This is a genomic window from Crenalkalicoccus roseus (assembly GCF_004761865.1).
Classification (GTDB): Bacteria; Pseudomonadota; Alphaproteobacteria; order Acetobacterales; family Acetobacteraceae; genus Crenalkalicoccus; species Crenalkalicoccus roseus.
Window position 1 is genome coordinate 78,444 of sequence record NZ_SJDM01000004.1, and the last position, 25,600, is coordinate 104,043.

Below are 25,600 nucleotides of genomic sequence, written 5' to 3' on the forward strand. Positions count from 1 at the left end.
TCCCGCCCCTATCCCCGCCAGAAGCGCGGCATGAACAGCACCAGCACGGTGAACAGCTCCAGCCGGCCGAGCAGCATGGCGAAGGAAAGCAGCCACTTCGCCGCCGCCGGCAGGGGCGCGAAGCTGCCCGCCGGGCCGATCGTCTCGCCGAGGCCGGGGCCGACATTGGACAGCGCCGCGACCGCGGCCGAGGCGCTGGTCAGGAAGTCGAGGTCGAGGGCCATCAGGGCGATGGTCAGCGCCCCGTAGCAGATGAAGTAGAGCGAGAAGAACACCACCACCGAGCCCACCACCTCGTCGGGCAGGAGGCGGCCGGCATAGGCGCGGGGGAACACGCCGCGGGGGAAGACCAGGCGCAGGAACTGCGCCCGCAGCATGATCGCCATCACCTCGAAGCGGAAGATCTTCATGCCGCCCGCGGTCGAGCCGGTGCAGCCGCCGACGAACATCAGGCCGAAGAACAGGCCTACCGCCGCGTTGCCCCAGGCGGCGTAGTCGGCGCTGGCGTAGCCCGTGGTGGTCACCACCGAGACGGTGTTGAAGGCGGCGTGGCGCAGCGCGTCGGCCAGGCCGTACTGGCCGGTGGCGGCCAGGTAGAGGGTCAGCGCGCAGACCACCGCGGCGAGGAAGGCGAGCAGCGTCCTCACCTGGCTGTCGCGCAGCGCGTCCCACCCGCCCTGCAGCAGCCGCACGTACAGTACGAAGGGCACGGCCCCCGCGATCATGCCGAAGGTGGCGATCCAGTGGATCGCCGGAACGTCCCAGTTGCCGAGCGAGGCGTCGGAGGTCGAATACCCCGCCGTCGAGATGGTGGTGAGCGCGTGCGCCGCCGCGTCGAAGGGCGTCATGCCGGCGGCCCAGTAGGCGAAGGCCCAGAGGACGGTGAGGCCGAGATAGACGAGGCCGATCGCCACCGCGATCTGGCGCACCCGCGGCATCACCTTCTCCGACCGATCGGAGGATTCGGTGCGGAACATCTGCATGCCGCCGACGCCGAGCGCGGGCAGGATCGCCACCGCGGTGGCGATGATGCCGACGCCGCCCATCCACTGCAGCAGCGCGCGCCAGAGCAGGATGCCGGGCGGCGCGTGGTCGAGCCCCGTCACCACGGTCGCGCCCGTCGTGGTCAGGCCGGAGACCGCCTCGAAGAAGGCGTGGGTGGCGCTGCCGCCAAGCCCCTCATGCGCCGAGAGGAAGAAGGGCAGCGCGGCGAAGGCGGAGACGGTGGCCCAGCTCAGCGGCGTCAGCACGAAGGCCTGGCGCAGCGTCAGCCCGCCGGAAAGCCGGCAGCGGGAGGCGCGGAACAGGACGCCCCCCACCAGGAAGGTCACGGCGCTGGAGACCGCGAAGACCTGCCAGTCCGGATTCCCGGCCGCCGCGTCCACCAGCACCGGCAGCAGCATCAGCCCCGCCAGCGCCAGCAGCATCCCCGAGACGAGATGCAGCACCGGGCGTAGCTGCGGCGGAGACCAGGCGGGCCGCCGCGGGGCGTCGGACGCGGGATCCATTCAGGACGGGCTCGCGGCCGGCTCGCCCGCGGGCGCCTCGCCGGCGATGATGTTCTCCGCCTCGTGCAGGGCGTTGTAGGAGACGATGGCGATCACGCTGTCGCCTGGGCGGATCGCGGTCTCCGCCGTCGGGATGATCACCTCGCCCGCGCGCACGATGGCGCCGACCAGCATCCCCGCCGGCATGCCGACCGCGCGCAGCGGGCCGGAGACGAGGCGCGAGCCCGGCAGCGCCTCGGCCTCGATCACCTCGCCGAAATCCTCCCGCAGCGTGTACACGGCGGCGATGGCGCCGCGGCGGACATGGCGCAGGATGGTGGAGATGGTGATGGCGCTCGGGCTCACCACCGCGTCGATGCCGAAGGTGGGGAGAAGCGGCTCGTAGGACGCCTTGTTGACCAGCGTGATGGCCCGCTGGCAGCCGGCGCGCTTGGCGAGGATGGAGGAGAAGATGTTGGTCTCGTCGTCGTTGGTGACGGCGACCACGGTCTCCGCCGCCTGCACGTTCGCCTCCTCCAGCACCTCCACGTCGAGCGCGTCGCCGTGCAGGATCACCGCCCGGCCGCCCAGCTCGCGGGCGATCTCGTCGGCGCGGGCGCGGGACATCTCCACGATCTTGAGGGAGACCAGCGGCGCCTCGCGCACCAGCATGCGCGCGAGGTGCAGGCCGACATTGCCGCCCCCCACGAGAACCACCCTGCGCGCCACCCGCTCCCGGTGCCCAAAGGCGGCCATCACTCCCTCGACTGCGGCGGGCTCCGTCACGACGTAGACGTCGTCGCCGCACTGCACGCGATCGTCACCGCCGGGCACGAAGGCATGGCCCTCGCGCAGGATCGCCACCACCACGAAGTTCCGGTTCGGCAGGCGACCGGGCAGGTCGCGCAGCGCGAGGCCGGCCATGGGGCAGGAGGCGTCGGTGCAGTGTATGCCGAGGAGCTGCACGCGCCCGCCGGCCAGCGGCACCATGTCGAAGGCCCCCGGCGTGCGCAGCCTTCGCGCGATGCCGCGGGCCACCTCCACCTCGGGAGAGATGATGACGTTGATCGGAAGCTGCTGGTCGGCGTACAGGCCGCGCCAGATCGGCTCCAGATAGCCCGCGTGGCGCACGCGCGCGATCCGCCGCTTCACCCGGAACAGCGAGTAGGCGACCTGGCAGGCCACCATGTTCACCTCGTCCGAGCGCGTGACGGCGATCAGCATGTCCGCGTCCTGCGCTCCCGCCCGCGCCAGGACCTCCGGATGCGAGGCGTAGCCCACCATGCCGCGGACGTCGTAGCTCTCGTCGGCGCGCCGCGCCTGTTCCGGCGAGACGTCTATGACCGTGATGTCGATGCCTTCCGAGGCCAAGTGCCGCGCGATCGTGGAGCCGACCTGCCCCGCGCCGCAGATGATCACGCGCATTGCCGCCTCCTGTCCGCTCGGGATCCGCGGGAGGCCTCCTCAGGGCCGGATGGATCCCTCCGGCACCGGGGGAACCTCGCCGCGGACCAGGGTGGCCCAGCCCGCGGGCCTGCCGGTGGGCGGCAGCGCCGCCCGTTCGGCGCGATTCCGCAGGATGTACGCCTTGGCGATCATGTTCGCCGTCACCGGGGCGGTGAGGAACAGGAACACCGCGATCAGCAGCTCGTGCATGGACAGGTCGCCGGTCACTAGCAGCGCGTCCAGCATCGAGGCCACCAGGATCGCGCCCACGCCGAGCGTCGTCGCCTTGGTGGGGCCGTGCAGGCGGCGCATCATGTCGGGCAGCTTGGCCAGGCCGTAGGAGCCGACGAACATGAAGAAGGCGCCGGCCAGGATCAGCACCGTGACGGCAATTTCGAGGGCTGCGGGCATGGCCGGGCTCAGCCGATCACGTTGCCGCGCAGCAGGTACTTGCAGAAGGCCACGGTGGCCAGGAAGCCGACCGCCGCGATCAGCAGCGCCGCCTCGAAGTAGATGTGGGTCTCGAACCAGATGCCGAGCAGCATCACCAGCGCGATGGCGTTGATCGCCATGGTGTCGAGCGCCAGGACGCGGTCCAGCGCGTCCGGGCCGGCGGCGAGGCGGTAGAGGTTGAGCAGCATCCCCGCGGCGACGACCGCGAGCGCGATGGCGCAGGCAACCATGATCATGAGAAGATCTCCTTCAGACGGCGCTCGTAGCGCTGCTTGATCTGCGCCACCGTGCCCTCGGGGTCGTCGGTGTCGAGGCAGTGGACCAGCAGCGCGCGGCCGTCGGCGCTGAGGTCGGCGCTGACCGTGCCGGGCGTCATGGTGATGGTCCCGGCAAGCGTCGCGATCGCCTCGGGCACGGTGATGTCGAGCGGCACGGTGATGTAGCGGGAACGCAGCGAATCGCCGCGCCGGAACAGCACCAGGTAGGCGACCTGGATGTTGGAGACGATGATGTCCCACAGCACCACCAGGCAGTATTCCAGCACCATGGCCGGCCGGCGCAGCGGCGGCCGGTCGGGCCAGTAGGCGGCGGTGAGCTTGGGTACCGCGACGCCGAAGGCGATCGCCAGCAGCACGTGCCCGGGGGAGAGGTCGTTGGCGAGCATCAGCCACACCACCGCCACGACGAGGCTCAGGACCGGGTGCGGAAACAGCCGCTGCAGCATGGTCACCGCCTCATTCCGGGCGCGGCGGGCGCGCCGCCCAGCACCGCGGCGACATAGCCGGAAGGCGCGAGGACCTGCGCTGCCACCGCGTCGAAGCCGCGGGTGAGAGGGCCGGCGAAGACGCTCAGCAGCAGCGTCGCGCCGAGCAGCACCCCGACCACGCCGAGGCGCAGCCCCGCCCGCGCCTCCGCCGCCCCGGCGGCGCCGGCCTCCGCCGGCCGCGTCTTCCAGAACAGCGCGCTGCCAGCCCGGCTGAAGCCGAGGATGACGACGAGGCTGGTGCCGAGCAGCACCGCCCACACCCACACGCCCCAGGCGGAGGCGCGGGCCGCGTCCAGGATCAGCACCTTGCCGAGGAAGCCCGAGAGCGGCGGCAGGCCGGCGACGGCGATGGCGGCGACGAAAAACATCGCCGAGAGCGGCAGCGCCTGGGCTATGGGCGGCGCCATCGCCAGCCGGTCGCGCCACCGGCCGCGGCGCTCCGCCACCAGATCGGCGAGCAGGAACAGCGCGGCGCCGGCGAGGGTGCTGTGCACGGTATAGTAGAGCGCGGCGCTGATCCCCGGCCCGTCGAGCAGTCCGACCGCGACGAGCAGCGAGCCCATGGACCACAGGGCCGCGAAGCAGGCGATGTCCACGAGCCGCCGCCCGGCCAGCACCCCGGCGGCGCCGATGCCGAGCGTGAGGAGCGCCGCCGGCAGGATCCAGGGCGCCGCCAGCCCCGCCACCGCCCCTGCCTCGGGGCCGAAGATCAGGGTCGAGACGCGGAGGATGGCGTAGGCCCCGATCTTGGTCATGATCATGAACACCGCCGCCGAGGGGCCAGGCGCTGCGGCATAGGCGTTGGGCAGCCACCAGTGCAGCGGCGCCAGCGCCGCCTTGATGGCGAACACCACGATCAGCAGCAGGCCCCCGGTGCGCAGCAGCGCCGCGTCTTCCGGCCGCACGGCCGGGATCTTGACGGCGAGGTCGGCCATGTTGAGCGTGCCGGTTACCGCGTAGATCAGCGAGACCGCGAAGAGGAACAGGGTGGAGCCGGTCAGGTTGATGGCGACGTAGTGGAAGCCGGCGCGCAGCCGCGGCGCCCCGCCCCCGTGCAGCATCAGCCCGTAGGAGGCGATCAGCATCACCTCGAAGAAGACGAACAGGTTGAACACGTCCCCGGTGAGGAAGGCGCCGTTCACCCCCATCATCAGGAAGTGGAACATCGGGTGGAAGTGCCGCCCGCGCGCGTCCCACCCGCCGGCGGCGTAGATCACCACCGCGGCGGCGAGCGCGGCGTTCAGCAGCACCAGCGTCGCCGACAGCCCGTCCAGCACCAGGGTGATGCCGAAGGGCGCGGGCCAGGCGCCGACGAAGTAGGGCCGGGTCACCCCGTCGGAGGCGAGCGCCTGCAGGTGGACCGCGATCGCGAGCAGCAGCAGCGACGCGGTTGCGGAAACGATGCGCTGGCGCTGCAGATCGCGGCTCAGCGCCAGCAGCAGGAAGGCCGCGACCGCGGCCGGCAGCACGATCGGCAGGACGATCCAGCCGGTCATCGCGTCTCCTCCACGGCGGGGGGCGTGCGCCGGCCGCGCCCGTCCACGCGGTCCGAGCCGCTCTCGAGATAGCCGCGCATCGCCAGCACCACGAACAGCGCCGTCATGCCGAAGGAGATGACGATGGCGGTGAGCACCAGCGCCTGGGGCAGCGGGTCGGCGTAGCCGGTTGCCTCCGGCTGCAGCACCGGCGGCTGGTGCACCACCAGCCGGCCCATGGCGAAGATGAACAGGTTCACCGCGTAGGAGAGCAGCGCCATCCCGATCACGACGGGAAAGCTGTGCGGCCGCAGCACGAGGTAGACGCCCACCGCCGTCGTCAGGCCGATGGCGCTGGCCACCAGGTATTCCATCTCAGTCCTCCCGCCCATAGGCCGGCGTGCGCAGGCCGATCCGGGGTGCTGCGGTGGGCGGGCCGGGCGGCAGCGCGGCGTCCTCCGGCGCGTGGCCGCTCCGCTCCGCCCGCTGCTCCACGCGCGCGATGTGCGACAGCGCCAGCACCACCGCCCCCACCACGGTGAGGAACACCCCGAGGTCGAAGGCCATGGCGGAGGCGAGCTCCACCTCGCCCGCGATCGGCAGGTGGAAATAGCCGAAGGTGCTGGTCAGGAAGGGACGCCCGAAGGCCCAGGAGCCCATGCCGGTCAGCCCCGCGATCAGCACTCCGGCGCCGATCATGGTCAGCGGCTGCAGCCGGGCGCGGGCGGCGGCCCAGGCGTGGCCGCTCGCCATGTACTGCATGATCAGCGCGATCGCCGCGATCAGCCCGGCGATGAAGCCGCCGCCCGGCTGGTTGTGCCCGCGCAGGAAGATGTACGCGGCCAGCGTCAGCGCCAGCGGCAGCAGCACGCGGGTGGCGACCACCAGCATCAGCGGGTGCGCGTCTCCCGAGACCTCGCCCATCCGCATCGCGTCGAGGCGCCGCGCCGCGGCGCCGCGCAGCGCGGTGGCGAGCAGGGCGTGGATCGCCAGCGCCGCGATGCCGAGTACGATGATCTCGCCGAAGGTGTCGAAGCCGCGGAAATCCACCAGGATGACGTTCACCACGTTGGTCCCGCCGCCGCCCGGCTTCGACTGCTCGATGTGGTAGGTGGAGATCGTCTCGAAATCCCGCGTCATGGCGGCGAAGGCCAGGGCGGCCGCGCCGAGGCCGGCGGCCGCCGCGATGGCGCCGTCGCGCAGCTTGCGCGCCGTGCCGGGTTCCGCCGGGGTGGTCTTGGGCAGAAGGTTGAGCGCGAGCAGCAGCAGGATGGTGGTGACCACCTCGACCGAGATCTGCGTCATCGCCAGGTCGGGAGCGGAGAATTGCAGGAAGGCGAGGGAGACGATCAGCCCCACCACGCTGGTGAGGATCAGCGTCAGCAGCCGGTTGCGGTGCGCCACCGCGAGCCCCGCGCAGGCGGCGACGAGGATGACCCAGGCGGCGAGCGCCGGGATTCCGGTCGGCTGCACTTCCCGCGCGCCGGGGGCGTGGGTGGCGCCGAGGAAGCCGGCGAGGCCGACGGCGAGGATGGCCAGCACAATCACGCCGAGGTCGCGCGGCAGCGAGCCGGTGTGCAGCCCCCCGCTCAGGCGCCGCGCTCCGGCCACCGCGGCGGCGACCGTGGCGTCGAACATCGCCTTGGCCTCGGGGCGCCAGAGGCGGAGGCGTGCGCGCTCCACGTGGTGGATCAGCAGCAGCAGCAGCGCCGCGCCGGCGAAGGCCGCGACGCTCATCACCAGGGCGGGGGTGATGCCGTGCCAGAGGGTGAGCTTCACCGGCGGCAGCCCCGCCGGGCCCGCCACCGCCGCCGCGGTCATCTCCACGATCGGGCCGGCGAGCGGGCCCGGCAGCAGGCCGATCGCCACCACCGGCACCACCAGCACCGCGACCGGCAGCCAGAGGCCGGGCGGCGGCTCGTGCGGCGGATGCTCGAAGGCGGTGCGCGGCCGGCCGAAGAAGGTGCCGAAGACGAAGCGCGCCGAGTAGGCGACGGAGAGCAGGGCGGCGAGGGTGGCGAGCGTCGCCACCACCCAGCCATTGCCGGCGAGCGTCGCCTCCGCCGCCGCGTCCAACATCATCTCCTTGGACAGGAAGCCGTTCAGCAGCGGCACCCCGGCCATGGAGGCGCCGGCGATCAGCGCCAGCGTGCCGGTGACGGGCATCAGCCAGTAGAGCCCGCCCAGCTTGCGGATGTCGCGGGTGTGCGTCTCGTGGTCCACGATCCCCGCGCTCATGAACAGCGCCGCCTTGAAGGTGGCGTGGTTCAGGATGTGGAACACCGCGGCGATGACGGCGATGCCGGTGTTGAAGCCGAGCAGCATGGTCATCATGCCGAGGTGGCTGACCGTGGAATAGGCGAGGATCGCCTTCAGGTCGTCCTTGAACAGCGCGATCCAGGCGCCGACCAGCATGGTGGCGAGGCCGGTGAGCGAGACGAGGACGAACCAGGCGTCGGTGCCGGCCAGCGCCGGCCAGAGGCGCGCCAGCAGGAACACCCCCGCCTTCACCATGGTGGCCGAATGGAGGTAGGCCGAGACCGGCGTCGGCGCCGCCATGGCGTGCGGCAGCCAGAAGTGGAAGGGGAATTGCGCCGATTTGGTGAAGGCGCCGAGCAGCACCAGCAGCAGTGCCGGCATGTAGAGCGGCGAGGCGCGCACCTCCTCGCCGCGCGCCAGGATCTCCGACAGCTCGTGGCTGCCCGCGGCCTGGCCGAGCAGCAGCATCCCCGCGAGCAGCGCCAGCCCGCCCCCGCCGGTGACGACGAGGGCCATGCGCGCGCCCTGCCGCCCCTCCGGCAGGTGGTTCCAGTAGCCTATGAGCAGGAAGGAGCTGAGGCTGGTCAGCTCCCAGAACACCACCAGCAGCAGGATGTTGTCGCTGAGCACGATGCCGACCATCGCGCCCTGGAACAGCAGCAGGTAGGCGTAGAAGCGCCCGATCGGGTCGCGCCGGCCGAGGTAGTGGCGCGCATAGGCGATGATCAGCAGCCCGATGCCGAGGATCAGCCCGGCGAAGAACAGCCCGAGCCCGTCCAGCATGAAGGAGAAGGACAGGCCGATGCGCGGGACCCACTCGGCGCTGGTGCGCACCACCTCGCCGCCGAACACGGCGGGCGCCTGCGCCGCCAGGATCAGCAGGGCGAGCAGGGTGGGCGCCGCCGCGGCCCAGGCCGTGACGGTGCGGCTCGAACGGGTGGTCAGCGGCGGCAGGCAGGCGCCGAGCAGGGGAATCAGCGCGATCAGGGCGAGTGTCATGCGGGCTGCGACGCGCTCCCAAGGCCTGTGTCCGGGGGCGGCCGACCCCCGGCGGGGCTTCGCCGGAGGGCCCGCGGCGCCCGCCTCCGCGCGGCGGAAGGCCGCCCGGCCGCCGGGAAGGCCGGCGGGCCGGACGGGATCCGATCGGCGTCATGCAGCGCCGCGCGGCGGCGGAACCCCCTCGGGGGCGCTTAGCAGCAACCTTCCGGTCGCGCCACCGTCCCCGGCCCGAGACGGGGCGCGGGGCCCGGCGCCTCAGTTGCCGGGGGCGCCGGGCTTGGCCGAGAGGCCGGCGAAGGCGAGCCAGAAGGGCTGTGCGCCGGCCGGCGTCTCCGGCCGCGGGCCGCGCGCCTGCAGTGTCGCCTCCAGCCATTCCAGCCGGTCGGGACGCGGCGTGCCGGGCTGGCGGCGGCCCTCCTCGAGGCCGACCTCGCACATGCGGTCGAGCAGGCCGATGGCTTGGTTCCAGAACCAGTCCGCCTCGCGCGGGTCGGTGGCCTCCTGCGCGCAGAGGCCGAGCAGCCGGCCGCCCATGCCGGCCATCTGCAGGTCGAGCACCGGCCGCCCGCCGCCCATCTCGGCCTGGGCATGGAGCCGGGCGATCTGGCGGCGCAGGTAGTGCCGGCGCAGCCCGGCCCAGACCCGGCCCAGCCGCCCGCGCCGGGCGCCGGCCGGGCGGCGGCAGTGGTGGGACAGGCGCGGCAGGATCTCCTGCACCAGCGTGGTGCGCAGGATCTCGGCGCGCCGCGCGTCCAGGCCGTCATTGGTGCCGATGATGCGCGGCGCGAAGGGCTTCAGGCGCTGCCGCGCCTCCCGCGGCAGGTGGTCGTTCAGCGGGATGGCGAAGCTGCGGATCAGGGGGGAGGCGGTGGCGGGCGAATCCGTGTGCTCCTCCCCCGCCAGGCAGGCGACGAGGGACATGATGCACATCTGGCCGAGCCGCGGATCGCCGATGCCGCTGACCAGCTCGATGTTGTCGAAGGCACGCTGCAGCCGCAGGTCCAGGGTCATGGGGAACTCCCTTCATCCAGGCGAGGAGGAACGAGGCCGGCGGGAGGCGGGCGGGAGATCGGGCCGGCGGCCGATCCCCGGGCTGCTGGCGGAGGGGGAGGTCGGCGGAAGCGCGGCCGCGGCATGCCGCGGCGGGGGCGCGGCGACGCGCCTGGTGCCGCGGGGCCTGTCTCGGCGGCGCGTGTCGAGGATCGCATGGCCGGGACGCCGCTCCTCACCCCGGCGCCGGGCCCGTTCCTGGGCGCGCCGGGCAGAGGCTGAACGCGCGGCACCGGCGGTCGCGTTCCCGAGGTGGGGGACGGGAATTCGCGCGCCGTCCGGCGCGTCTCAGGCCGTGGGCGGCGCGTGGCGGCAGCGGCAGCAGAAGCGGTGGCAGCCACAGGCCGCCCGTTCCAGCCCCTCCCGGTCGAGGACCAGGATCCGTCCCCGGCGCTGGCGCAGGATACCGGCATCCTCCAGCTCTCCGACAGCGGTGGTGATGCTGGCGCGGCGGGCGCCCAGGACGTGCGACAACATTGCGTGCGTCAGCCCGAGCTCGTCGCGGCCGAGCTCCCGGCGGGCCTGGGCGAGCCAGCGGGCCAGGCGCTGGCGCAGGCTGTGCCGCACGGCGCAGACGGTGTTCTGCGCCGCCTGCAGCATGGCGGCGCGGGCATGGGCGAGCAGGGCGTGCCGCAGCGCCGGCCGCGCCTCGCAGGCGCGCCGCAGCGCCGCGGCGGGGATGCGCATTGCCCGGCCGCCGATCAGGACCAGATGGCGGTAGGGGCAGGTATGGCCGCCAAGGATCAGGGGTAGCCCGACTAGGCCCTGGGTGCCGACCTGCCACGCCTCCACCTCGTCACGCCCCCCGGCCGGCGCGAGGACGGAGACGAGGCCCTCCTCGACGAAGTGCACGTGCAGCATCGGCGCGCCCCGCCAGTGCAGGGTCTGCCCGCTGCGCAGGGCGACCGGCTCGAGATGGGGGCGCAGCCGCTCTTGCTCCTCCGGGGGCAGGGCCACCAGGAGCCTGTTGCGGTACTCCATGATGCCTCCTCATGCGGTCCGGGGCGTGGCGGGGGTGCCGGGACCGGCCGGAGGCCAGGATGCGGTGCGGCGCCGCGCGGTGCCGAAAGAACGGCCAAGCTGCACCGCGGCTGCACGCGGCGCCTCGCACCGCGCCCGCGTCCCATGGGCGGCGTTTCCGGGACGCCGCCGCTGCCCGCTTCGGAGGCCGGATCGGGGCAGGCCCCGCCGCGGCATTCAATCATGCCTGCCGCCGGGAGTGAATGCCCGGGGGGCGAGGCTGCGCGCTCCTCCGCGAGGTGCGAGAAAAATCGGGCCGGCCGGAATGATCCGGCCGGCCCGCCGGCAGCCTTCGCAGGCCACCAGTCTGACGACGACTTGCCGGGAAATAGCCGCCGTCGGAACGCCGTCCGTCCGGACCCGGAAGGGTATCAGGAACGGCTAGAAGGATCCTGGAGCGGGCAGCCTCAACGGCGGGTGGGAGAAGGCTTAAATCGGCGCAATGCGGGCCGCGCCCCGGGGCGGGGGCGCGGGGCCGGGCTCAGCCGGGCGGCGGACCGTGCTTCCAGGTCAGCACCAGCACGTCGCGGCAGGAGGGGAGGGACGGGTCGGCCGGCCGCACCGGGGTGACGCCGTGCTTGACGCGCGCATCGTCCAGCACCGCAGTGTCCAGCCGCTCGCGCAGGATGAAGCGGGCGAGCTCCCGCTCCTCCGGGTCGGTCACCAGCGTCTCCCCACCCTCGAGGTTGATGCGCGCGATCAGGGCGATCAGCACCAGATCCACACCGTCATGGTGCACGCCCTCCGGCGTGGGGTAGCCCGGGGCGCCCGCCTGGGCCTCGATGCGGAACTGATGCATCTCCACGAACCAGTCGCGGTCCGGCCGGAGCGCTTCCGCGACCCCGCGGCCGAGGCCGAGCAGCCCCTGCACCGGCGCGCTCTCCGCCACCGCCTCCTCGACCGGGGCGAACCAGCGGTCCACGCCGCCATGCAGGCGGTTGTGCACCACGGACTGGAAATGCGGCCGGTGCGGGTTGCGGATGGTGCGGGCCACTCCCGCGCGCTGGCTGAAATTGGCGTGGCGGCGGCGGCGGTAGCGCCCGCCATCGGCCATGTGGCGGTCCAGCTCCAGCCGCTCCCAGCTCGCGGCGAAGCCGTCGAGCTCGGCGGCGGTGCAGCCGAGCCCCGCCGCCATCTCCGCCCCCCGCAGCAGCGCGAAGCCCCGCGCGCGCACCGCCTCGGACAGCGCCGGCGCGAGGGGGGGCACGGCCGCGCTCACGACGCATCCCCGATCGGCGGCGCCTCGGCGGTGCCGCCGGCCAGCACCTCGGCGACATGGCGCACCCGCACCGGCGCGCCCTCCCGCTTCAGCCGCCCGGCGATGTTCAGCAGGCAGCCGAGATCGCCGGCGAGCAGCGTGTCGGCGCCGCTGGCGGCGACATCCCTCGCCTTGTCGGCGACCATGCGGGTGGAGATGTCCGGATACTTCACGCAGAAGGTGCCGCCGAAGCCGCAGCACAGCTCGGGGTCCTTCAGCTCGCGCAGGGTCAGCCCCTGCACGGTGCCGAGCAGCCGGCGCGGCTGCGCGCGGATGCCCAGTTCGCGCAGGCCCGAGCAGGAATCGTGATAGGCCACCACCCCGTCGTAGCGCGCCGCGACCCGCTCCACCCCCATCACGTCGGTGAGGAAGGAGACGAGCTCGTGCGTCTTCGCTGCCAGCGCCTCGGCCCTGGCGCGGTAGTGCGGGTCGTCGGCGAACAGGCCCGGATAGTGGCGGATGATCATGCCGCCGCAGGAGCCCGAGGGCACCACCGTGTGGTCGTAGGGCAGGAAGTCGTCGATCACCCGCCGCGCCAGGTCGCGGGTGGTGGCGCGGTCGCCGCTATTGTAGGCGGGCTGGCCGCAGCAGGTCTGGCCGCGCGGCACCTCCACCGTGCAACCCGCTGCCTCCAGCAGCCGGATGGCGCTGAAGCCGACGGCCGGCCGGTAGAGGTCCACGAGGCAGGTGACGAACAGGGCGATGCGCGGCCGGTGGAGGGGCATGGCTTCAATCTAGGCCCCCGCCCTCCGCCGCGGAAGGCACGGAGGGCCGGGGCACCAGCACGAACATCTCCGCCGGCTCGCGCATCAGCCCGGCGCGGGCTTCCGCCTCCTCCCCCCAGCCCCAGAACAGGTCGCCGCGCGCAGGGCCGCGGATCGCGCTGCCGGTGTCCTGCGCCACCACCAGCCGGCGCAGCGGCGCCCCGTCCAGCGGGTCGCGCGCGGCGATCCAGACCGGCGCGCCGAGCGGCACGAAGGCGGGATCCACGGCGAGGGAGCGCCGCGGCGTCAGCGGCACGCCGAGGGTGCCGACCGGCCCCTGCTCCGGCGCCAGCCCCTCGACGGGGCGGAAGAAGATGTAGGCCGGGTTGTGGTGCAGCACCGCCCGCGCCTGCTCCGGCGGGGCGGCGGCGAGCCAGGCGCGGATCGCCTGCATGGACATTGCCTCGCGCGCGATCTCCCCGCGCTCGATCAACAGCCGGCCGATGCTGCGGTAGGGGTGGCCGTTCCGCCCCGCATAGCCGAGGCGCAGCACCCCTCCCTCGGCCAGCCGCACCCGGCCGGAGCCCTGGATCTGCAGGAAGAAGGCGTCCACCGGGTCGTCCACCCAGGCGAGTTCCAGCCCCAGCCCGTCCAGCGCCCCCGCCTCGATGGCGGCCCGTTCCGGCAGCGGCGTGCCGGGCGGGGGCGGGGCGCGGAGCGGGACGCGATAGGGGCCGCCGGGGCGCAGCGCGCCGCGCAGCTCCGGCTCGTAGTAGCCGGTGAGCAGGCCGGTGCCGAGGGCGAAGGCCTCGAAGCGGCGTTCGAGGAAGGCGCGCACCGCCGCCTCGCGCGCCGGCGGGGCCTCGGGCAGGATGGCGGCGAGCGAGGCGGCCTCGGCGCAGGCCTCCCGCCACAGCGCGGGGGCGCCGCCGCGCTGGGCCAGGATGCCGGCGCCGCCCAGGGACCGCGCCGGGGTGTCGTCGAGGCGGGCGCAGGTGGCGAGGAGAGGGGGCAGCGCCCGGCTCGGGCTGTCCTCCGTCCAGCCGGGCAGGGCGACGTGGGGAACGGGACGAGGGGAGGAGGCCTGCGCCGCGCCGCCCCCCATGAGGAGGAGGAAGGCGGCGAGGAAGCGGCGCCTGTCGCCGCGGCGCTTGTGCTGCGGCACCCGCCGGGATCAGGCGCTGCGGGTCGCGACCAGGCGCCAAGTGGGATCGGCGGCCTGCAGGTCGCGCTGGAAGGTCCAGATGTCGGTCAGCTCGGTGACCGCGTCGCTGCCCGCCACCACCTCGCCGTTGCGGCCGGTGGTCATGTTGATCTGGTCGGAGACGAAGCGCACGGTCACGTCGGCGACGCTGCCGCGCAGGTCCGCCGACTCGATCGCCACCTCGGTGATGGCGCGGAGCTCGGTGCGCTGGCGCTCCCCGGCCTGCTCCCGCGCGGTGATGGCCTGCTCGAAGCCGGCATAGGTGTCGTCGGAGAGCAGGGCGCGGAGGGTCTGGCGGTCTCCGGCGGCGAAGGCCTGCACGATCATGCCGAAGGCGGCCTCGGCGCCGTCGAGGAAGCGCTGCGGCTCGAAGGAGGGGTCGGCGGCGGCGATGCGTGCCAGCGCTTGGCCGGGCGGGGTCCGCGGGTCGGGCAGGATGCGCCGGGCGCGGCCGGTGGCGGGCGGGGGAAGCTGCGCCTCCGCCTCCGGCTCGGCCTGCCGGGCGGCGCGCGGATCGTAGCCGCCGGGGCGGCCCTCCGCCTGGGGCGGCCGCTCGAAGCCGGTGCGGCGGCCCAGCACGCTGCGCAGGCGCAGCACCAGGAATGCCGCCACCATCGCGAAGAGGATCAGGTCAACGGGGAAGCCGCCCGACATCGTGGACTCCTTTTTACCTACTTAGGGGGCCGGGCGGATGGCCGCAACGCCGCCGTCTTGTCACCACCCCGCCCCCCGGCTATCGCCCTCGGCGCCGTTCCGCGCCACCCTTCCCGTCCTCCGGCCCGGCCGGCCCGGGGGCGCCTTCCGGACCATTGCCGCGATGATCCTGCTGCGCCATGGGCAGAGCGAGTTCAACCTGCATTTCACCGCCACCCGGCGCGACCCGGGCATTCCCGACCCGCGCCTGACCGAGGCGGGGATGCGCCAGGCCGAGGCGGCGGCGGAGGCCCTGGCGGGAGAACGGATCCGGCGCATCATCTGTTCCCCATATACCCGCGCGCTGCAGACGGCGGCGCCGATCGCGCGGCGGCTCGGCCTGCCGGTGATCATCAACCCGATCGTGCGGGAGCGCTACGCCTTCGTCTGCGACATCGGCACCCCGCGCACCGAACTCGCCCTCGCCTGGCCGGAGCTCGACTTCAGCCAGGTCGAGGAGGTGTGGTGGCCCGCGGTCGAGGAGCCGGACGAGCAGATCGAGGCCCGCGCCGCCCTGTTCCGGGCCGAGATGGCCGCGCTGCCCGACTGGCGGGACACGCTGGTGGTCTCGCACTGGGGCTTCATCCTGGCGATGACAGGAGAGCGGCTGCTGAACGGCGAGTGGCGGCGCTGCGACCCCACCCTGCCGGCGCCGCGCGGCATCGCCTGGCGGGCCCCGCACCCGAGCGTCGTCAAGCCCTGACTCGGGGCGGGGCGCGTGCTAGAGCGCGCCCGCTTCCGGAGGCTCTCCGGCCGCGGGGCCGGGCCGCCCCTTCCGCCGCCTGCCCCGCACCTCGCGCGAAAGGCTCCCGCATGTCCGACCAGTCGCCCGTGAACGACCCCGCCGCCGGCGCGCCGCCGCCCGCCCAGGGGCCGCTCGTGCTGAACCTGCAGTACACCAAGGACCTCTCCTTCGAGGTGCCGGGGGCGCCGGAGATCTTCGCGATCCTGCGCGAGCAGCCGCGGATCGACCTCAAGCTCGACGTCCAGGCGCGCGGCCTGCAGGGCGAGGGGGTGCAGGGCAACGTCTACGAGGTGTCACTGCAGATCCGCGCCGACGCCCAGGCGCAGGTGAAGGGGCAGCAGCAGACCTGCTTCATCGCCGAGCTGGTCTATTGCGGCATCTTCACCGTCAACGTGGACCCGCAGGCGCTGGAGCCGGTGCTGCTGGTGGAATGCCCGCGGCTGCTCTTCCCCTTCGCGCGCAACATCCTGGCCGATGTGACGCGCGACGGCGGCTTCCCGCCGGTGCTGCTGGCGCCGATCGACTTCGTCGCGCTGTGGCAGGCCCGCCGCGGCCCGGCAGGGCCGGTCGGCACCGCCTGATGCCGGCGGCACCGGTCCTCGACCGGTGCCGAGGCCGCGGACGGATGCCCATCCAAGCTGCCGCGCCTCTTCGGGAGCACGGCCCATGGCCCATACCGCGCGCCTGCCCGGATGCGTGGGACAGCCGGACCGTTGCGTGGGACGGCAAGCACTCGAAATGGTTGCGTGACGGGATGGGAGATTCTCTTCACGCTTGAATTGCCCTCCCCGCCAATCTATTACGAATTCGTTCTGGCGGAGAGACGAGGATGGGCCAAGGCCAGGAAGCGGCGGCGGCGCCCCCCGTGCTGGCCTTCCCCCGCGGCGGGCGCCGGGCGCCGCCGCCGCCGCCCGACCTGCTGCTCTCGCCGCCCCACCTCGCGGGCGGGGAGATGGCCTCGCTGCAGGCCACCCTCGACTCCGGCTGGCTCGCCCCGGCGGGGCCGACCGTCGCGGCCTTCGAGGCGGCGCTGGCCGAGGCCACCGGCTTTCCGCACGTCCTCGCCCTGGCCTCCGGCACGGCGGCGCTGCATCTCGGCTACCGCTGCCTCGGCGTGGCGCCGGGGGACGAGGTCTGGACCAGCACCCTCACCTTCGTCGCCACCATCGGCCCGGCGGTGCAGATGGGCGCCCTGCCGCGCTTCCTCGACGTCTGCCCCGAGAGCTGGACCCTCGACCCGGCGCTGCTCGAGCGCGAGCTGGCGCGGGCGGCGCGGCGCGGCCGGCTGCCGCGGGCGGTGGTGCCGGTGGATCTGTTCGGACAGTGCAGCGACCTCGACGCCATCCGCGGCGCCTGCGACCGCTGGGGCGTGCCGGTGCTGAGCGACAGCGCCGCCGCCCTCGGCGCCACTCAGCGCGGGCGTCATGCCGGGCGCGGCGCCCGCCTCGCCAGCTTCAGCTTCAACGGCAACAAGATCGTCACCGCCGGCGGCGGGGGGGCGCTGGCGACGGAGGACGCCGCCCTGGCCACGCGCGCCCGCATGCTGGCGGCGCAGGCGAAGGAGCCGGCGGCGCACTACCAGCACGAGACGACGGGCTACAATTACGGCATGTCCTCGGTGCTGGCGGCGATCGGCCTGGCCCAGCTTCCTGCCCTCGCCGCCCGGGTGGCGGCGCGGCGCGCCGTCTTCGAGCGGTATGTGCAGGGCCTCGGCGACCTGCCCGGCCTCCGCTTCATGCCCGAGCCCGCCTGGGGGCGCAGCAGCCGCTGGCTCAGCGTGGCGCTGATCGATCCGCGCCGCGCCCGCACCGACCGGGAGGCGGTGCGCCGGGCCCTCGCCGCCGCCGGCATCGAGAGCCGCCCGGTGTGGAAGCCCCTGCACCTGCAGCCGGCCTTCCGCCGCGCCCCCCATGCCGGGGGGGCGGTGGCGGCGCGGCTGTTCGAGCAGGGGTTGTGCCTGCCCTCCGGCAGCGCCATGACGCCGGAGCAGCAGCGGCGGGTGATCGCCGCGATCCGCGACTGCTTCCGGGCATGACGCCGCCCGGCGCATGGGCGGATGAGGGGGGACGCCCATGGATCGGCAGGGGACGGGCGGAACGCCCCCTGCGCATCCTCTACCTGCACCAGCACTTCTCCACCCCGGCCGGCGCCACCGCCACCCGCAGCTTCGCCATGGCCCGCGCCCTCGCGGCGCGCGGCCATGCGGTGACCGTCGCCTGCGGCCGCTACGCCGGGGCCGAGACCGGGCTTGCCGGCCCCTTCCGCCGCGGCCGGCGCGAGGGGCAGGTCGCCTCCTTCCGCGTGACCGAATTCGCCATCTCCGCCGGCAATGCCCAGGGCACCGCCGCCCGCTGCCTCTCCTACCTGCGCTACGCCGCGCGGGCGACGCCGCTCGCCCTGCGGGAGGGGTGGGATGTCGCCATCGCCAGCTCGACGCCGCTCAGCGTGGCGCTGCCGGCGCTCGCCGCGGCGTGGCGGCGCGGCCTGCCCTTCGTCTTCGAGATCCGCGACCCCTGGCCGGAACTGCCGCGCGCCATGGGGATCGGCGCCCCGCCGCTGTGGTGGGCGATGGACCGGCTGGCCGACGCCGCCTGCCGCCGCGCCGCCGCCGTCATCGCGCTCTCGGAAGGCATGGCGGAGACGGCGGTGGCGCATGGCGCCGACCCGGCGCGGGTGCATGTGGTGCCGAATGGCTGCGACCTCGACCTGTTCGGCCCGCAGGCTGCGGCCTGGCGGCCGGAGCAGGCGCGCTCCTCCGAGGCGCTCGCCGTCTATGCCGGGGCGCATGGGCGCGCCAACGGGCTCGACCTGCTGCTCGACGCCGCCGCCTGGCTCCTCGCGCGCGAGGAGCGGCGGGTGCGGCTGGTGCTGGTGGGCGAGGGGGCGGAGAAGCCGCGCCTGATGGCGCGCGCCGCGGCGGAGAGGTTGGAGAACGTCACCTTCCTCGACCCGCTGCCGAAGCCGCTGCTCGCCGGTCTTCTGGCCGGCAGCCAGATCGGCGTGCAGTGCCTGGCCGACCAGCCGGCCTTCGCCGAGTGGACGGCGCCGAACAAGCTGATGGACTACCTCGCCACCGGCCTGCCGGTGGTGGCGAACCTGCCCGGCCGGGCGGCCAGGCTGCTGGCCGAGGGGCCCTGCGGCATCGTCGTGCCGCCGGCCGAAGCGGCCGCGCTCGGCGCCGCGCTGGCGGCGCTGGCCGCCGACCCTGCCCGCCGCGCCGCGCTCGGCGCCGCGGGCCGTGCCCAGGCGGTGCGCCGCTGGGACCGGCGGCTGCTGGCGGTGCGCTTCTGCGAGATCGTCGAGCGGGCGGCCGAAGCGGATCACGGAGGGCGGCAAACGGCCGGAAGCGCGACTCCGCTCCGCAAGCGAGACTCCGCACCCGTTCCCGCGATCGCGGCCGAGAGGAAACGGCTCTAGCGCCTGATCCGCGGAGGCGGGAGCGCCGGAGCGGTGAAGCAGCCGCCCGATGCAGGGTGGAAGCGTGATCTGCCAAGGCGGATCATGCCACAGGGGGATGACCCGCCCGGCGGCGCTCAGCGCCGCGCCGCCTCCGCCGCGTCGAAATGCCGCTTCACGCAGGAGAGGCCGAACAGCACGCCGAAGCCGACCAGCCCCAGACCGAAGAGCTGCAGCGCGTCCTCCGAGGCGGCGGCGGCCAGCAGCCCGACCAGCGCGATCAGGGCGGAGAAGGCGATGAAGAACCAGGTGCGGCCGCTCATCATGGCTTGGTCTCCTTGCGGGTCTCGTCGTCGAACAGGATGCGGGAGGCGGCGCCGTCCAGATCCTCGTACTGCCCGGCGCGCAGGTTCCACAGGAAGGCGAGCAGGCCGAGCAGCCCCATCAGCAGGGCCAGCGGCACCAGGAAGATCAGCACGTCCATCAGCCGGCCTCTCTCGCCGCGCCCTCGGCGCGCAGCGCGTTCAGGATCACGACCAGGGAGGAGGAGGCCATCACCAGCGCCGCGATCAGCGGCGTCACCACGCCGAGGATCGCCATCGGCACCGCCACCACGTTGTAGACCAGCGAGAAGGCGATGTTCTGCCGCGCCAGGCGCTGCGCCCGCCGCGCCGTGGCGATGGCGGCGGGCAGCGCCGAGAGCCCCTCCTTCTGCAGCACCAGATCGGCGGCGGTCTGCGCCAGATCCGTGCCCTCGGCCGGGCAGGCCGAGACATGGGCGAGGGCGAGCGCCGCGGCGTCGTTGATGCCGTCGCCCACCATCAGCGGGCGGTGCCCCCCGGCGCGCAGCGCCTCGATGCGCGCGGCCTTGGCCGCCGGGTCGGCGCCGGCGCGCCATTCCGCGATGCCGACCTGCCGCGCCACCGCGGCGACGGCGGGCGCGGCGTCGCCCGAGAGCAGCTCCGCCTCCAGGCCGAGCGCGCCGAGGGCGCGCACCGTCGGCGCCGCATCCTCCCGCAGCCGGTCGGCGAAGCGGAAGGCGACCGGGCGTGCGCCCGGCGCGGCGCGGTACCACAGGGTCAGCCCGGCATCCTCGCCGGGAAGGCCGAGGAAGGCGGCGCTGCCGAGCCGCGCCTCGCCGTGCATCAGGCCGCGCCCGGGCACCTCCCGCACGCCGTCCGCCGCCGGCGCCTCCGGGCAGGCGGTGGCCAGCGCCCGGGCCAGCGGGTGGCGGCTGGCGCGGGCGAGCGAGGCCGCCGCGCGCAGCCCGGCCGCATCCCACTCGCCGGGCAGCAGGCTGGGGCGGCCCTCGGTCAGGGTGCCGGTCTTGTCGAGCACGGCGCGGTCGGCGCCGGCCAGGCGTTCGAGCGCGGTGCCGTTCGCCACCAGCACGCCGCGGCGGAACAGCGCGCCCACCGAGACCGCCTGCACCGCGGGCACCGCGATGGCGAAGCCGCAGGGGCAGGTGACGATCAGCGCCGCCACCGCCGGCACCAGCGCCTCCTGCCAGGAGACGCCGATCCAGAGCCACCAGCCGAGGAAGGTGGCGAGCGCGACCGCATGCACGATCGGCACGTAGAAGCGCACCGCGCGGTCGGCGACGTCCACGAAGCGGCCCTTCGCCTGCTCCGCCCGCTCCAGCAGCCGCCCCATGGCGGCGAGGGAGCCGTCCCGCGCCGCCGCGGTGACGCGGGCGGTGAAGGGGGCGCCGAGGTTGACCGCGCCCGCGGGCAGCGCCGCTCCGGGGGCGAAGCGGCGCGGCAGGCTCTCGCCCGTGGTGGCGGCGGTGTCGAGCAGCGCCTCGCCCGCCTCCAGCACCGCGTCGAGGCGCAGCCGTTCGCCTGCGGCGACCAGGATGCGCTCGCCGGCGCGGACGCTCTCCATCGGCACCATGCGCGTGCCGCCGTCCGGCCGCAGCAGCGCCACCATCCCCTCCTGCAGCGCCAGCAGCTCCGCCACCGCCTGGCGGGCGCGGCGGCGCGCGGCGCGGTCCAGCACCCGCCCCGCGAGCAGCAGGGCGAGGAGGGCGGTGGCGCCGTCGAACCAGGTGTAGGGTCCGTTGCGCAGCGTCTCGCTCACCGACATCAGCGTGGTGGCGATCACGCCGAGCGAGACGGCGAGGTCCATGTTCAGCCGCCCCGCCCGCACACCCGCGAGCGCGTTGCGGTAGAAGGGCATCCCGGCCACCAGCACCACGGGCAGCGCGATCGCCGCCGCCACCCAGTGGAGCGCGTGGCGCGTCGCCTCGCCCATGTCCCAGCCGACCCAGACGGCGACCGAGACCAGCATCACGTTCATCGAGCCGAAGGCGGCGATGCCGAGGGCGCGCAGCAGCGCCCGCCCCTCCGCATCCTCGGTCGCGCGCAGGCAGGCGGACGAGAAGGGCGCGACGCGGAAGCCGAGGCGCGCGAGCAGCGCCGCGAGATCGTTCGCCCGCCCCGCCTCGCCGCGCCAGGCGACGCGCAGGCGCCGGGCGGAGAGGCTGACGCGGGCCGAGAGCACGTCCGGCTCCGCCGCCAGCGCCTGCTCCACCAGCCAGACGCAGGCGCCGCAGGTGAGGCCGGAGACCATCAGCTCGAGCGAGCGCGTGCCGCCCTTCTCCTCCCGCGCATGCGGGGCGAAGTCGAGGGTAGGCGACTCCGCCGGGCGCAGCCCGCCCTCGGCCGCCTCGCGCCGGCGGTAGAAGGCGTCGAGGCCGAGACCCCGCACCAGCGCGTGCGCGCCCTCGCAGCCGGCGCAGCAGAAGGCGGCGCCGGCGGGTGCGGGCGCGCCGCAATGCGCGCAGGCGGCGGCGGGGCTGGCCGGCGCGGCCTCGGGCCGGATGCGCCCGATCAGGCTCACGGCAGCAGGAACCGGTGGCGGATGTCGAGGTGCCGCCCCTCCGGCCCGGCGAGGGTCAGCCGCGCCTCCCACTGGCCGGGACGCCCGGCGGCGGTGGCGATCCAGTGTCCTGGCGCGACGGCGACGAAGTCGAGCGGCTCCGCCGTGCCCTCGACCGGGCGGACCATGCGGCCGGAGAGCCGCCCCGGAACCGGGTTCCCCTCGCGGTCGAGCACGCGGACCCGCAGCACCTTGCCGGCGAGGGCCACCTGGGCCCCCCAGCCGAGGGCATCCTGACGCGCCGCCTCCTCCAGCACCGCGTTGTAGGCGCGGCCGCGCTCATAGGCCCGGCCGACGGTGACGCCGGTGAAGGTGGTGAGGGCGGCGGTGACCATCACGCCGTTCACCGCCACCACGGTCAGCATCCCGCCGACGAACACCCAGGGGATCCAGCGGCCGCGGCGGGGGTCGTGGCTTTCGGTCGTGCTCATGGCTTCGGTCCCAGGAAGACGCTGCGCGCGGACTCGACGGCGCGGCCCCGCGCGTCGAGCAGGCGGAAGGCGATCGGCGTGGAGTCGGACAGGCCGAGCCCCGGCGGCGCGGTGACCAGCGCCCGCCACTGCGTGATGCCGTCCGGCCGCGTGGTCAGCACCGGGCGCCCCCCGGCATCGGTCTCGGCGTCCTGCACCACCAGGCGCAGCCCGGCCGGGCCGTCGAGCGCCACGGCGAAGGCGGGGGTCCCGCGGGTGCGGTTGGAGAGCTTCAGCGTGTAGGCGTTGCGGATGCCGCCGTCGGAGAGCTCGACGAAGAGCGGCGCGCGGTCCCGTTGCACGGCGAGGCCCACCGTCTCGCGCAGCAGGAAGCTGCCCAGCATGACGGCCGAGACCAGCGCCAGCACGCCGGCATAGACGATGGTGCGCGGGCGGAGGAAGCGCGGGGCGCGGCGCGCCGCCATGCCGCGGGCCAGCCGCTCCGGCCCCGGCGCCCGGCCCGCCGTCGCGGCCTCGCTGGCGGCGATGTTGGCCAGCGTCTCGAAGGCGACCAGCCCCTTCTCCCGGCCGAGCCTGCGCATGATGTCGTCGCAGGCGTCGATGCAGAGGCCGCAGCCGATGCATTCGAGCTGCTGGCCGTCGCGGATGTCGATGCCGGTCGGGCAGACATGCACGCAGGCGCGGCAGTCCACGCAGTCGCCGACGCCCGCCGCCTTGGCCTTGCCGCGCGGCTCCCCGCGCCAGGCGCGGTAGGAGACGACGAGGGAGTTCTCGTCCAGCATCGCCGCCTGGAAGCGCGGCCAGGGGCACATGTAGGTGCAGACCTGCTCCCGCGCCCAGCCGGCCAGCAGGTAGGTGGTGAAGGTGAACAGGCCGAAGAAGAACCAGACGGTGCCGCTGGCCTGGAGGGTGAGCAGCTCGCGCGCCACGGTCGGCGCGTCGTTGAAGTACATGATCCAGGCGCCGCCCGTGGCCGCCGCGATCAGCAGCCAGGCGGCGTGGGTGGCGGCCTTCCGGCGCAGCCACTCGCCGCTCCAGGGCTGCTGGTCGAGGCGCATCCGCGCGTTGCGGTCGCCCTGGATGCGCCGCTCCACCCACAGGAAGAGATCGGTCCAGACCGTCTGCGGGCAGGCGAAGCCGCACCAGACGCGGCCGAACAGCGAGGTGGCGGCGAACAGCCCGATGGCGCCGAGCACGAGCAGGCCGGTGAGGTAGTAGACCTCCTGCGGCCAGATCTCGATCCAGAAGAAGAACAGGCGGGCGTGCTGCATGTCCACCAGCACCGCCTGGTTCGGCGCGTCCGGCCCGCGGTCCCAGCGGATCCAGGGCAGGAGGTAGTAGAGGCCGAGGCAGAGCGCGAGGATCGCCCATTTGGCGCGCCGCACCCTGCCGCTCACCGCCTTCGGATAGACCTTCTGGCGGCTGGCATAGAGCGGCGCCGGGGCGCCCGCCGTCTCGGCGGCGGGCTTCACACGCGCGGGGGGCTCGATCCTGCTCATCCCGTGCTCCCGGTGCCCGCCGTCACTCCCCGCCGCCGAGGGCGTGGACATAGACGGCGAGCATGTTCACCACTGCCGGATCGAGGCGCCCCTCCCAGGCCGGCATCACGCCCATGCGGGGCGAGCCGATGCTGCGCACCACCGCGGCCTTGTCCCCGCCGTAAAGCCAGATGCGGTCGTTGAGCCGCGGTGCGCCGACCTCGCGGTTGCCTTCCCCGCGCGCGCCATGGCAGCTCGCGCAGTTCTCGGCGTAGAGCGCGGCCCCGCGCTCCGCCGCCGCCCGGTCGGTGGCCCGGCCGGAGAGGGAGAGCACGTGCTCCGCCACGTCGTTCACCTGCGCCGCGGTCAGCATGCCGTCGGCAAGGAAGCGCGGCATCATGCTGATGCGCTCCTCGGCCGATTCGCCGGCGCGGATGCCGTGCGCGATGGTGTGGCGGATGGCCTCGAGGTCGCCGCCCCAGATCCAGTCGTCGTCGGCGAGGTTCGGGAAGCCGCCCGGCGCGCCCTGGCCGCCGGCGCCGTGGCAGCCGGCGCAGTTGTTGGCGAAGGCGATGCGCCCGCCGGCCAGGGCGAAGGCGCGCAGCTCCGGGTCGGCGGCGATGCCGGCCGGGCCAGCGGCGCGCAGCCGCGCCAGCATCGGCTCCTGCCGCGCGCGCTCGGCCTCCATCACCGGCACCACCGCCTCCCGCGCCACCCAGCCGGTCAGGCCCGTGGCGCCGCGAAAGGGCAGGGCGGGGTAGAGGATCACCCACAGCACGGAGAAGGCGATAGTGGCGTAGAACACCCACAGCCACCACTTCGGCAGCGGCGTGTTCAGCTCCTTCAGCCCGTCCCATTCGTGGCCGGTGGTCTCGCGGCCCGTCAGGGCGTCCTTCTCGATCTTGGTCGGCATCGTCAGGCGTTCCCGTTGCGGCCAGTTGGCGGCGCGTCGTCCCGGAGCGGGATCTCGCCGGCGCGCCTGTATTCGCGGCGCTTCGAGGGGCGCATCACCCAGAGGACCACGCCGACGAAGAGCAGGAAGAACCACAGCACCCAGAGCGCGCGGAGCGTCGGGTAGACGGAGACCAGCCAGTCCATCACGGCCCGCCCCCTATTGCTGGCGGAGCTGCTCGGGCGTGACGTCGCGGAAATCCACGAGCGTGCCGAGCATCTGCATGTAGGCGATGAGCGCGTCCATCTCCGTCACCACGCCCGGATTGCCGTCGAAGGCGGCCTGGCGGGCGCGGGCGTAGCGGGACTGGAGGCCGGAGGGGTCGCGGTCCGGCCGCGCCTGCGCGATCAGGTCGGCGCGGGCGTTGGCGATCATCTCGTCGGTGTAGGGCACGCCCAGCCGCTGCAGCGCCCGGAGGTGCGAGGCGATGTTGTCCGCCTTCAGCGGGCGGTCGAGGAAGGCGTAGGAGGGCATGATGCTCTCCGGTACCACCGAGCGCGGGTCGCGCAGGTGGGCGGCGTGCCAGTCGTCCGAGTAGCGGCCGCCGACGCGGGCGAGGTCCGGCCCGGTGCGCTTGGAGCCCCACTGGAAGGGGCGGTCGTACATGCTCTCGGCAGCGAGGCTGTAGTGGCCGTAGCGCTCCAGCTCGTCGCGGAAGGGGCGCACCATCTGGCTGTGGCAGGTGTAGCAGCCCTCCCGCACGTAGATGTTGCGCCCGGCGAGCTCGAGCGGGGTGTAGGGGCGCACGCCCTGCACCCGCTCGATGGTCGTCTCCAGGGCGAAGAGCGGCACGATCTGCACCAGCCCGCCGATGGAGACGGTGATGAGCGTCAGCACGCCCATCAGCACCAGGTTGCGCTCGATGACGCCGTGGTCGCGGAGCCAGCGGAACATGGAGGCGCCC

Annotated in this window: 26 protein-coding genes; 4 read left to right on the forward strand and 22 right to left on the reverse strand. The window is 74.2% G+C overall.

All coding sequences use genetic code 11. The annotated features are described in order from the left end of the window. Positions 1-8: 8 nt before the first annotated feature. The 14 genes from ET526_RS05475 to ET526_RS05540 all read right to left on the reverse strand — a co-directional run bounded on the left by ET526_RS05475 (position 9) and on the right by ET526_RS05540 (position 14,775). On the reverse strand, positions 9-1,448 hold the full coding sequence (locus ET526_RS05475) for a TrkH family potassium uptake protein (RefSeq protein WP_240048267.1): 1,440 nt from the start codon (positions 1,446-1,448) through the stop codon (positions 9-11). A 60-nt stretch (positions 1,449-1,508) separates the two neighbouring features. Next, positions 1,509-2,912, reverse strand: a complete 1,404-nt coding sequence (gene trkA, locus ET526_RS05480) for a Trk system potassium transporter TrkA (RefSeq protein WP_135466674.1) — start codon at positions 2,910-2,912, stop codon at positions 1,509-1,511. A gap of 39 nt (positions 2,913-2,951) precedes the next feature. Beyond that, entirely contained in the window at positions 2,952-3,344 is a 393-nt protein-coding gene (locus tag ET526_RS05485) for a Na+/H+ antiporter subunit G (protein ID WP_135466675.1), read from the reverse strand. A gap of 8 nt (positions 3,345-3,352) precedes the next feature. Further along, positions 3,353-3,622 (reverse strand): K+/H+ antiporter subunit F, encoded by a 270-nt coding sequence (locus ET526_RS05490; protein ID WP_135466676.1) that lies wholly within the window; start codon positions 3,620-3,622, stop codon positions 3,353-3,355. Beyond that, positions 3,619-4,110, reverse strand: a complete 492-nt coding sequence (locus tag ET526_RS05495; RefSeq protein ID WP_135466677.1) for a Na+/H+ antiporter subunit E — start codon at positions 4,108-4,110, stop codon at positions 3,619-3,621. The genes ET526_RS05490 and ET526_RS05495 overlap by 4 nt, the downstream gene beginning before the upstream one ends. Before the next feature lie 2 nt (positions 4,111-4,112). Next, positions 4,113-5,648, reverse strand: coding sequence for a monovalent cation/H+ antiporter subunit D (locus ET526_RS05500; protein WP_135466678.1), 1,536 nt, complete (start codon positions 5,646-5,648; stop codon positions 4,113-4,115). Beyond that, on the reverse strand, positions 5,645-6,001 hold the full coding sequence (locus ET526_RS05505) for a Na+/H+ antiporter subunit C (protein ID WP_135466679.1): 357 nt from the start codon (positions 5,999-6,001) through the stop codon (positions 5,645-5,647). The genes ET526_RS05500 and ET526_RS05505 overlap by 4 nt, the downstream gene beginning before the upstream one ends. Before the next feature lies 1 nt (position 6,002). Beyond that, positions 6,003-8,885, reverse strand: a complete 2,883-nt coding sequence (locus tag ET526_RS05510; protein ID WP_135466680.1) for a monovalent cation/H+ antiporter subunit A — start codon at positions 8,883-8,885, stop codon at positions 6,003-6,005. 255 nt (positions 8,886-9,140) lie between these two features. Continuing rightward, positions 9,141-9,896: a hypothetical protein gene (locus tag ET526_RS05515; RefSeq protein WP_135466681.1), complete on the reverse strand. Its 756-nt coding sequence runs from the start codon at positions 9,894-9,896 to the stop codon at positions 9,141-9,143. 327 nt (positions 9,897-10,223) lie between these two features. Beyond that, the gene (locus tag ET526_RS05520; protein ID WP_135466682.1) at positions 10,224-10,916 is read right to left on the reverse strand and encodes a Crp/Fnr family transcriptional regulator; all 693 of its coding nucleotides are present in this window, start codon (positions 10,914-10,916) and stop codon (positions 10,224-10,226) included. A 520-nt stretch (positions 10,917-11,436) separates the two neighbouring features. After that, positions 11,437-12,174: a 2OG-Fe dioxygenase family protein gene (locus ET526_RS05525; RefSeq protein WP_240048268.1), complete on the reverse strand. Its 738-nt coding sequence runs from the start codon at positions 12,172-12,174 to the stop codon at positions 11,437-11,439. Further along, on the reverse strand, positions 12,171-12,938 hold the full coding sequence (locus tag ET526_RS05530) for a (Fe-S)-binding protein (RefSeq protein ID WP_135466683.1): 768 nt from the start codon (positions 12,936-12,938) through the stop codon (positions 12,171-12,173). The genes ET526_RS05525 and ET526_RS05530 overlap by 4 nt, the downstream gene beginning before the upstream one ends. A 4-nt stretch (positions 12,939-12,942) precedes the next feature. Further along, entirely contained in the window at positions 12,943-14,082 is a 1,140-nt protein-coding gene (gene mltA, locus ET526_RS05535; RefSeq protein ID WP_240048269.1) for a murein transglycosylase A, read from the reverse strand. 9 nt (positions 14,083-14,091) lie between these two features. Further along, positions 14,092-14,775, reverse strand: a complete 684-nt coding sequence (locus ET526_RS05540; protein WP_135466684.1) for a Tim44/TimA family putative adaptor protein — start codon at positions 14,773-14,775, stop codon at positions 14,092-14,094. Between the two features lie 163 nt (positions 14,776-14,938). Between ET526_RS05540 and ET526_RS05545 the strand changes: the two genes are divergently transcribed. The 4 genes from ET526_RS05545 (at position 14,939) to ET526_RS05560 (ending at position 18,976) form a co-directional block, all read left to right on the forward strand. Then, a complete protein-coding gene (locus ET526_RS05545; RefSeq protein WP_135466685.1) occupies positions 14,939-15,517 on the forward strand; it encodes a histidine phosphatase family protein in 579 nt (192 codons plus the stop codon). Positions 15,518-15,627: 110 nt separating this feature from the next. Then, positions 15,628-16,140 (forward strand): protein-export chaperone SecB, encoded by a 513-nt coding sequence (secB, locus tag ET526_RS05550; RefSeq protein WP_135466686.1) that lies wholly within the window; start codon positions 15,628-15,630, stop codon positions 16,138-16,140. A gap of 248 nt (positions 16,141-16,388) precedes the next feature. After that, the gene (locus ET526_RS05555; RefSeq protein ID WP_135466687.1) at positions 16,389-17,594 is read left to right on the forward strand and encodes a DegT/DnrJ/EryC1/StrS family aminotransferase; all 1,206 of its coding nucleotides are present in this window, start codon (positions 16,389-16,391) and stop codon (positions 17,592-17,594) included. Continuing rightward, positions 17,591-18,976 carry a glycosyltransferase family 4 protein gene (locus ET526_RS05560; RefSeq protein ID WP_240048270.1) on the forward strand — a complete coding sequence of 462 codons (1,386 nt, stop codon included), beginning with the start codon at positions 17,591-17,593 and terminating at the stop codon, positions 18,974-18,976. Before ET526_RS05555 ends, ET526_RS05560 begins: the two co-directional genes overlap by 4 nt. A gap of 116 nt (positions 18,977-19,092) precedes the next feature. Here the strand turns inward: ET526_RS05560 and ET526_RS05565 are convergent, their stop codons facing one another. From ET526_RS05565 to ccoO, 8 genes are read right to left on the reverse strand one after another with little or no spacing between them, the layout of a single operon-like run. Continuing rightward, positions 19,093-19,278, reverse strand: coding sequence for a hypothetical protein (locus ET526_RS05565; RefSeq protein ID WP_135466688.1), 186 nt, complete (start codon positions 19,276-19,278; stop codon positions 19,093-19,095). After that, positions 19,278-19,439, reverse strand: a complete 162-nt coding sequence (gene ccoS / locus ET526_RS05570; protein WP_135466689.1) for a cbb3-type cytochrome oxidase assembly protein CcoS — start codon at positions 19,437-19,439, stop codon at positions 19,278-19,280. The genes ET526_RS05565 and ccoS overlap by 1 nt, the downstream gene beginning before the upstream one ends. Continuing rightward, the gene (locus tag ET526_RS05575) at positions 19,439-21,796 is read right to left on the reverse strand and encodes a heavy metal translocating P-type ATPase (RefSeq protein WP_240048271.1); all 2,358 of its coding nucleotides are present in this window, start codon (positions 21,794-21,796) and stop codon (positions 19,439-19,441) included. Before ET526_RS05575 ends, ccoS begins: the two co-directional genes overlap by 1 nt. Then, positions 21,793-22,266, reverse strand: a complete 474-nt coding sequence (locus tag ET526_RS05580) for a FixH family protein (RefSeq protein ID WP_135466690.1) — start codon at positions 22,264-22,266, stop codon at positions 21,793-21,795. Before ET526_RS05580 ends, ET526_RS05575 begins: the two co-directional genes overlap by 4 nt. Then, a complete protein-coding gene (gene ccoG, locus ET526_RS05585; protein ID WP_135466691.1) occupies positions 22,263-23,765 on the reverse strand; it encodes a cytochrome c oxidase accessory protein CcoG in 1,503 nt (500 codons plus the stop codon). Before ccoG ends, ET526_RS05580 begins: the two co-directional genes overlap by 4 nt. Positions 23,766-23,787: 22 nt before the next feature. Beyond that, the gene (ccoP, locus tag ET526_RS05590; RefSeq protein WP_135466692.1) at positions 23,788-24,657 is read right to left on the reverse strand and encodes a cytochrome-c oxidase, cbb3-type subunit III; all 870 of its coding nucleotides are present in this window, start codon (positions 24,655-24,657) and stop codon (positions 23,788-23,790) included. Positions 24,658-24,659: 2 nt separating this feature from the next. Further along, positions 24,660-24,842: a cbb3-type cytochrome c oxidase subunit 3 gene (locus tag ET526_RS05595; RefSeq protein ID WP_192898659.1), complete on the reverse strand. Its 183-nt coding sequence runs from the start codon at positions 24,840-24,842 to the stop codon at positions 24,660-24,662. A 13-nt stretch (positions 24,843-24,855) separates the two neighbouring features. Beyond that, a complete protein-coding gene (gene ccoO / locus ET526_RS05600; RefSeq protein ID WP_135466694.1) occupies positions 24,856-25,590 on the reverse strand; it encodes a cytochrome-c oxidase, cbb3-type subunit II in 735 nt (244 codons plus the stop codon). Positions 25,591-25,600: the final 10 nt, after the last annotated feature.

Excerpts from the sequence above, each read along its gene's own strand:
- trkA (WP_135466674.1), bottom strand. The coding sequence starts at position 2,912 with ATGCGCGTGATCATCTGCGGCGCGGGGCAGGTCGGCTCCACGATCGCG.
- ET526_RS05485 (WP_135466675.1), bottom strand. The coding sequence starts at position 3,344 with ATGCCCGCAGCCCTCGAAATTGCCGTCACGGTGCTGATCCTGGCCGGC.
- ET526_RS05490 (WP_135466676.1), bottom strand. The coding sequence starts at position 3,622 with ATGATCATGGTTGCCTGCGCCATCGCGCTCGCGGTCGTCGCCGCGGGG.
- ET526_RS05495 (WP_135466677.1), bottom strand. The coding sequence starts at position 4,110 with ATGCTGCAGCGGCTGTTTCCGCACCCGGTCCTGAGCCTCGTCGTGGCG.
- ET526_RS05500 (WP_135466678.1), bottom strand. The coding sequence starts at position 5,648 with ATGACCGGCTGGATCGTCCTGCCGATCGTGCTGCCGGCCGCGGTCGCG.
- ET526_RS05505 (WP_135466679.1), bottom strand. The coding sequence starts at position 6,001 with ATGGAATACCTGGTGGCCAGCGCCATCGGCCTGACGACGGCGGTGGGC.
- ET526_RS05510 (WP_135466680.1), bottom strand. The coding sequence starts at position 8,885 with ATGACACTCGCCCTGATCGCGCTGATTCCCCTGCTCGGCGCCTGCCTG.
- ET526_RS05515 (WP_135466681.1), bottom strand. The coding sequence starts at position 9,896 with ATGACCCTGGACCTGCGGCTGCAGCGTGCCTTCGACAACATCGAGCTG.
- ET526_RS05520 (WP_135466682.1), bottom strand. The coding sequence starts at position 10,916 with ATGGAGTACCGCAACAGGCTCCTGGTGGCCCTGCCCCCGGAGGAGCAA.
- ET526_RS05530 (WP_135466683.1), bottom strand. The coding sequence starts at position 12,938 with ATGCCCCTCCACCGGCCGCGCATCGCCCTGTTCGTCACCTGCCTCGTG.
- ET526_RS05540 (WP_135466684.1), bottom strand. The coding sequence starts at position 14,775 with ATGTCGGGCGGCTTCCCCGTTGACCTGATCCTCTTCGCGATGGTGGCG.
- ET526_RS05545 (WP_135466685.1), top strand. The coding sequence starts at position 14,939 with ATGATCCTGCTGCGCCATGGGCAGAGCGAGTTCAACCTGCATTTCACC.
- secB (WP_135466686.1), top strand. The coding sequence starts at position 15,628 with ATGTCCGACCAGTCGCCCGTGAACGACCCCGCCGCCGGCGCGCCGCCG.
- ET526_RS05555 (WP_135466687.1), top strand. The coding sequence starts at position 16,389 with ATGGGCCAAGGCCAGGAAGCGGCGGCGGCGCCCCCCGTGCTGGCCTTC.
- ET526_RS05560 (WP_240048270.1), top strand. The coding sequence starts at position 17,591 with ATGACGCCGCCCGGCGCATGGGCGGATGAGGGGGGACGCCCATGGATC.
- ET526_RS05565 (WP_135466688.1), bottom strand. The coding sequence starts at position 19,278 with ATGAGCGGCCGCACCTGGTTCTTCATCGCCTTCTCCGCCCTGATCGCG.
- ccoS (WP_135466689.1), bottom strand. The coding sequence starts at position 19,439 with ATGGACGTGCTGATCTTCCTGGTGCCGCTGGCCCTGCTGATGGGGCTG.
- ET526_RS05580 (WP_135466690.1), bottom strand. The coding sequence starts at position 22,266 with ATGAGCACGACCGAAAGCCACGACCCCCGCCGCGGCCGCTGGATCCCC.
- ccoG (WP_135466691.1), bottom strand. The coding sequence starts at position 23,765 with ATGAGCAGGATCGAGCCCCCCGCGCGTGTGAAGCCCGCCGCCGAGACG.
- ccoP (WP_135466692.1), bottom strand. The coding sequence starts at position 24,657 with ATGCCGACCAAGATCGAGAAGGACGCCCTGACGGGCCGCGAGACCACC.
- ET526_RS05595 (WP_192898659.1), bottom strand. The coding sequence starts at position 24,842 with ATGGACTGGCTGGTCTCCGTCTACCCGACGCTCCGCGCGCTCTGGGTG.
- ccoO (WP_135466694.1), bottom strand. The coding sequence starts at position 25,590 with ATGTTCCGCTGGCTCCGCGACCACGGCGTCATCGAGCGCAACCTGGTG.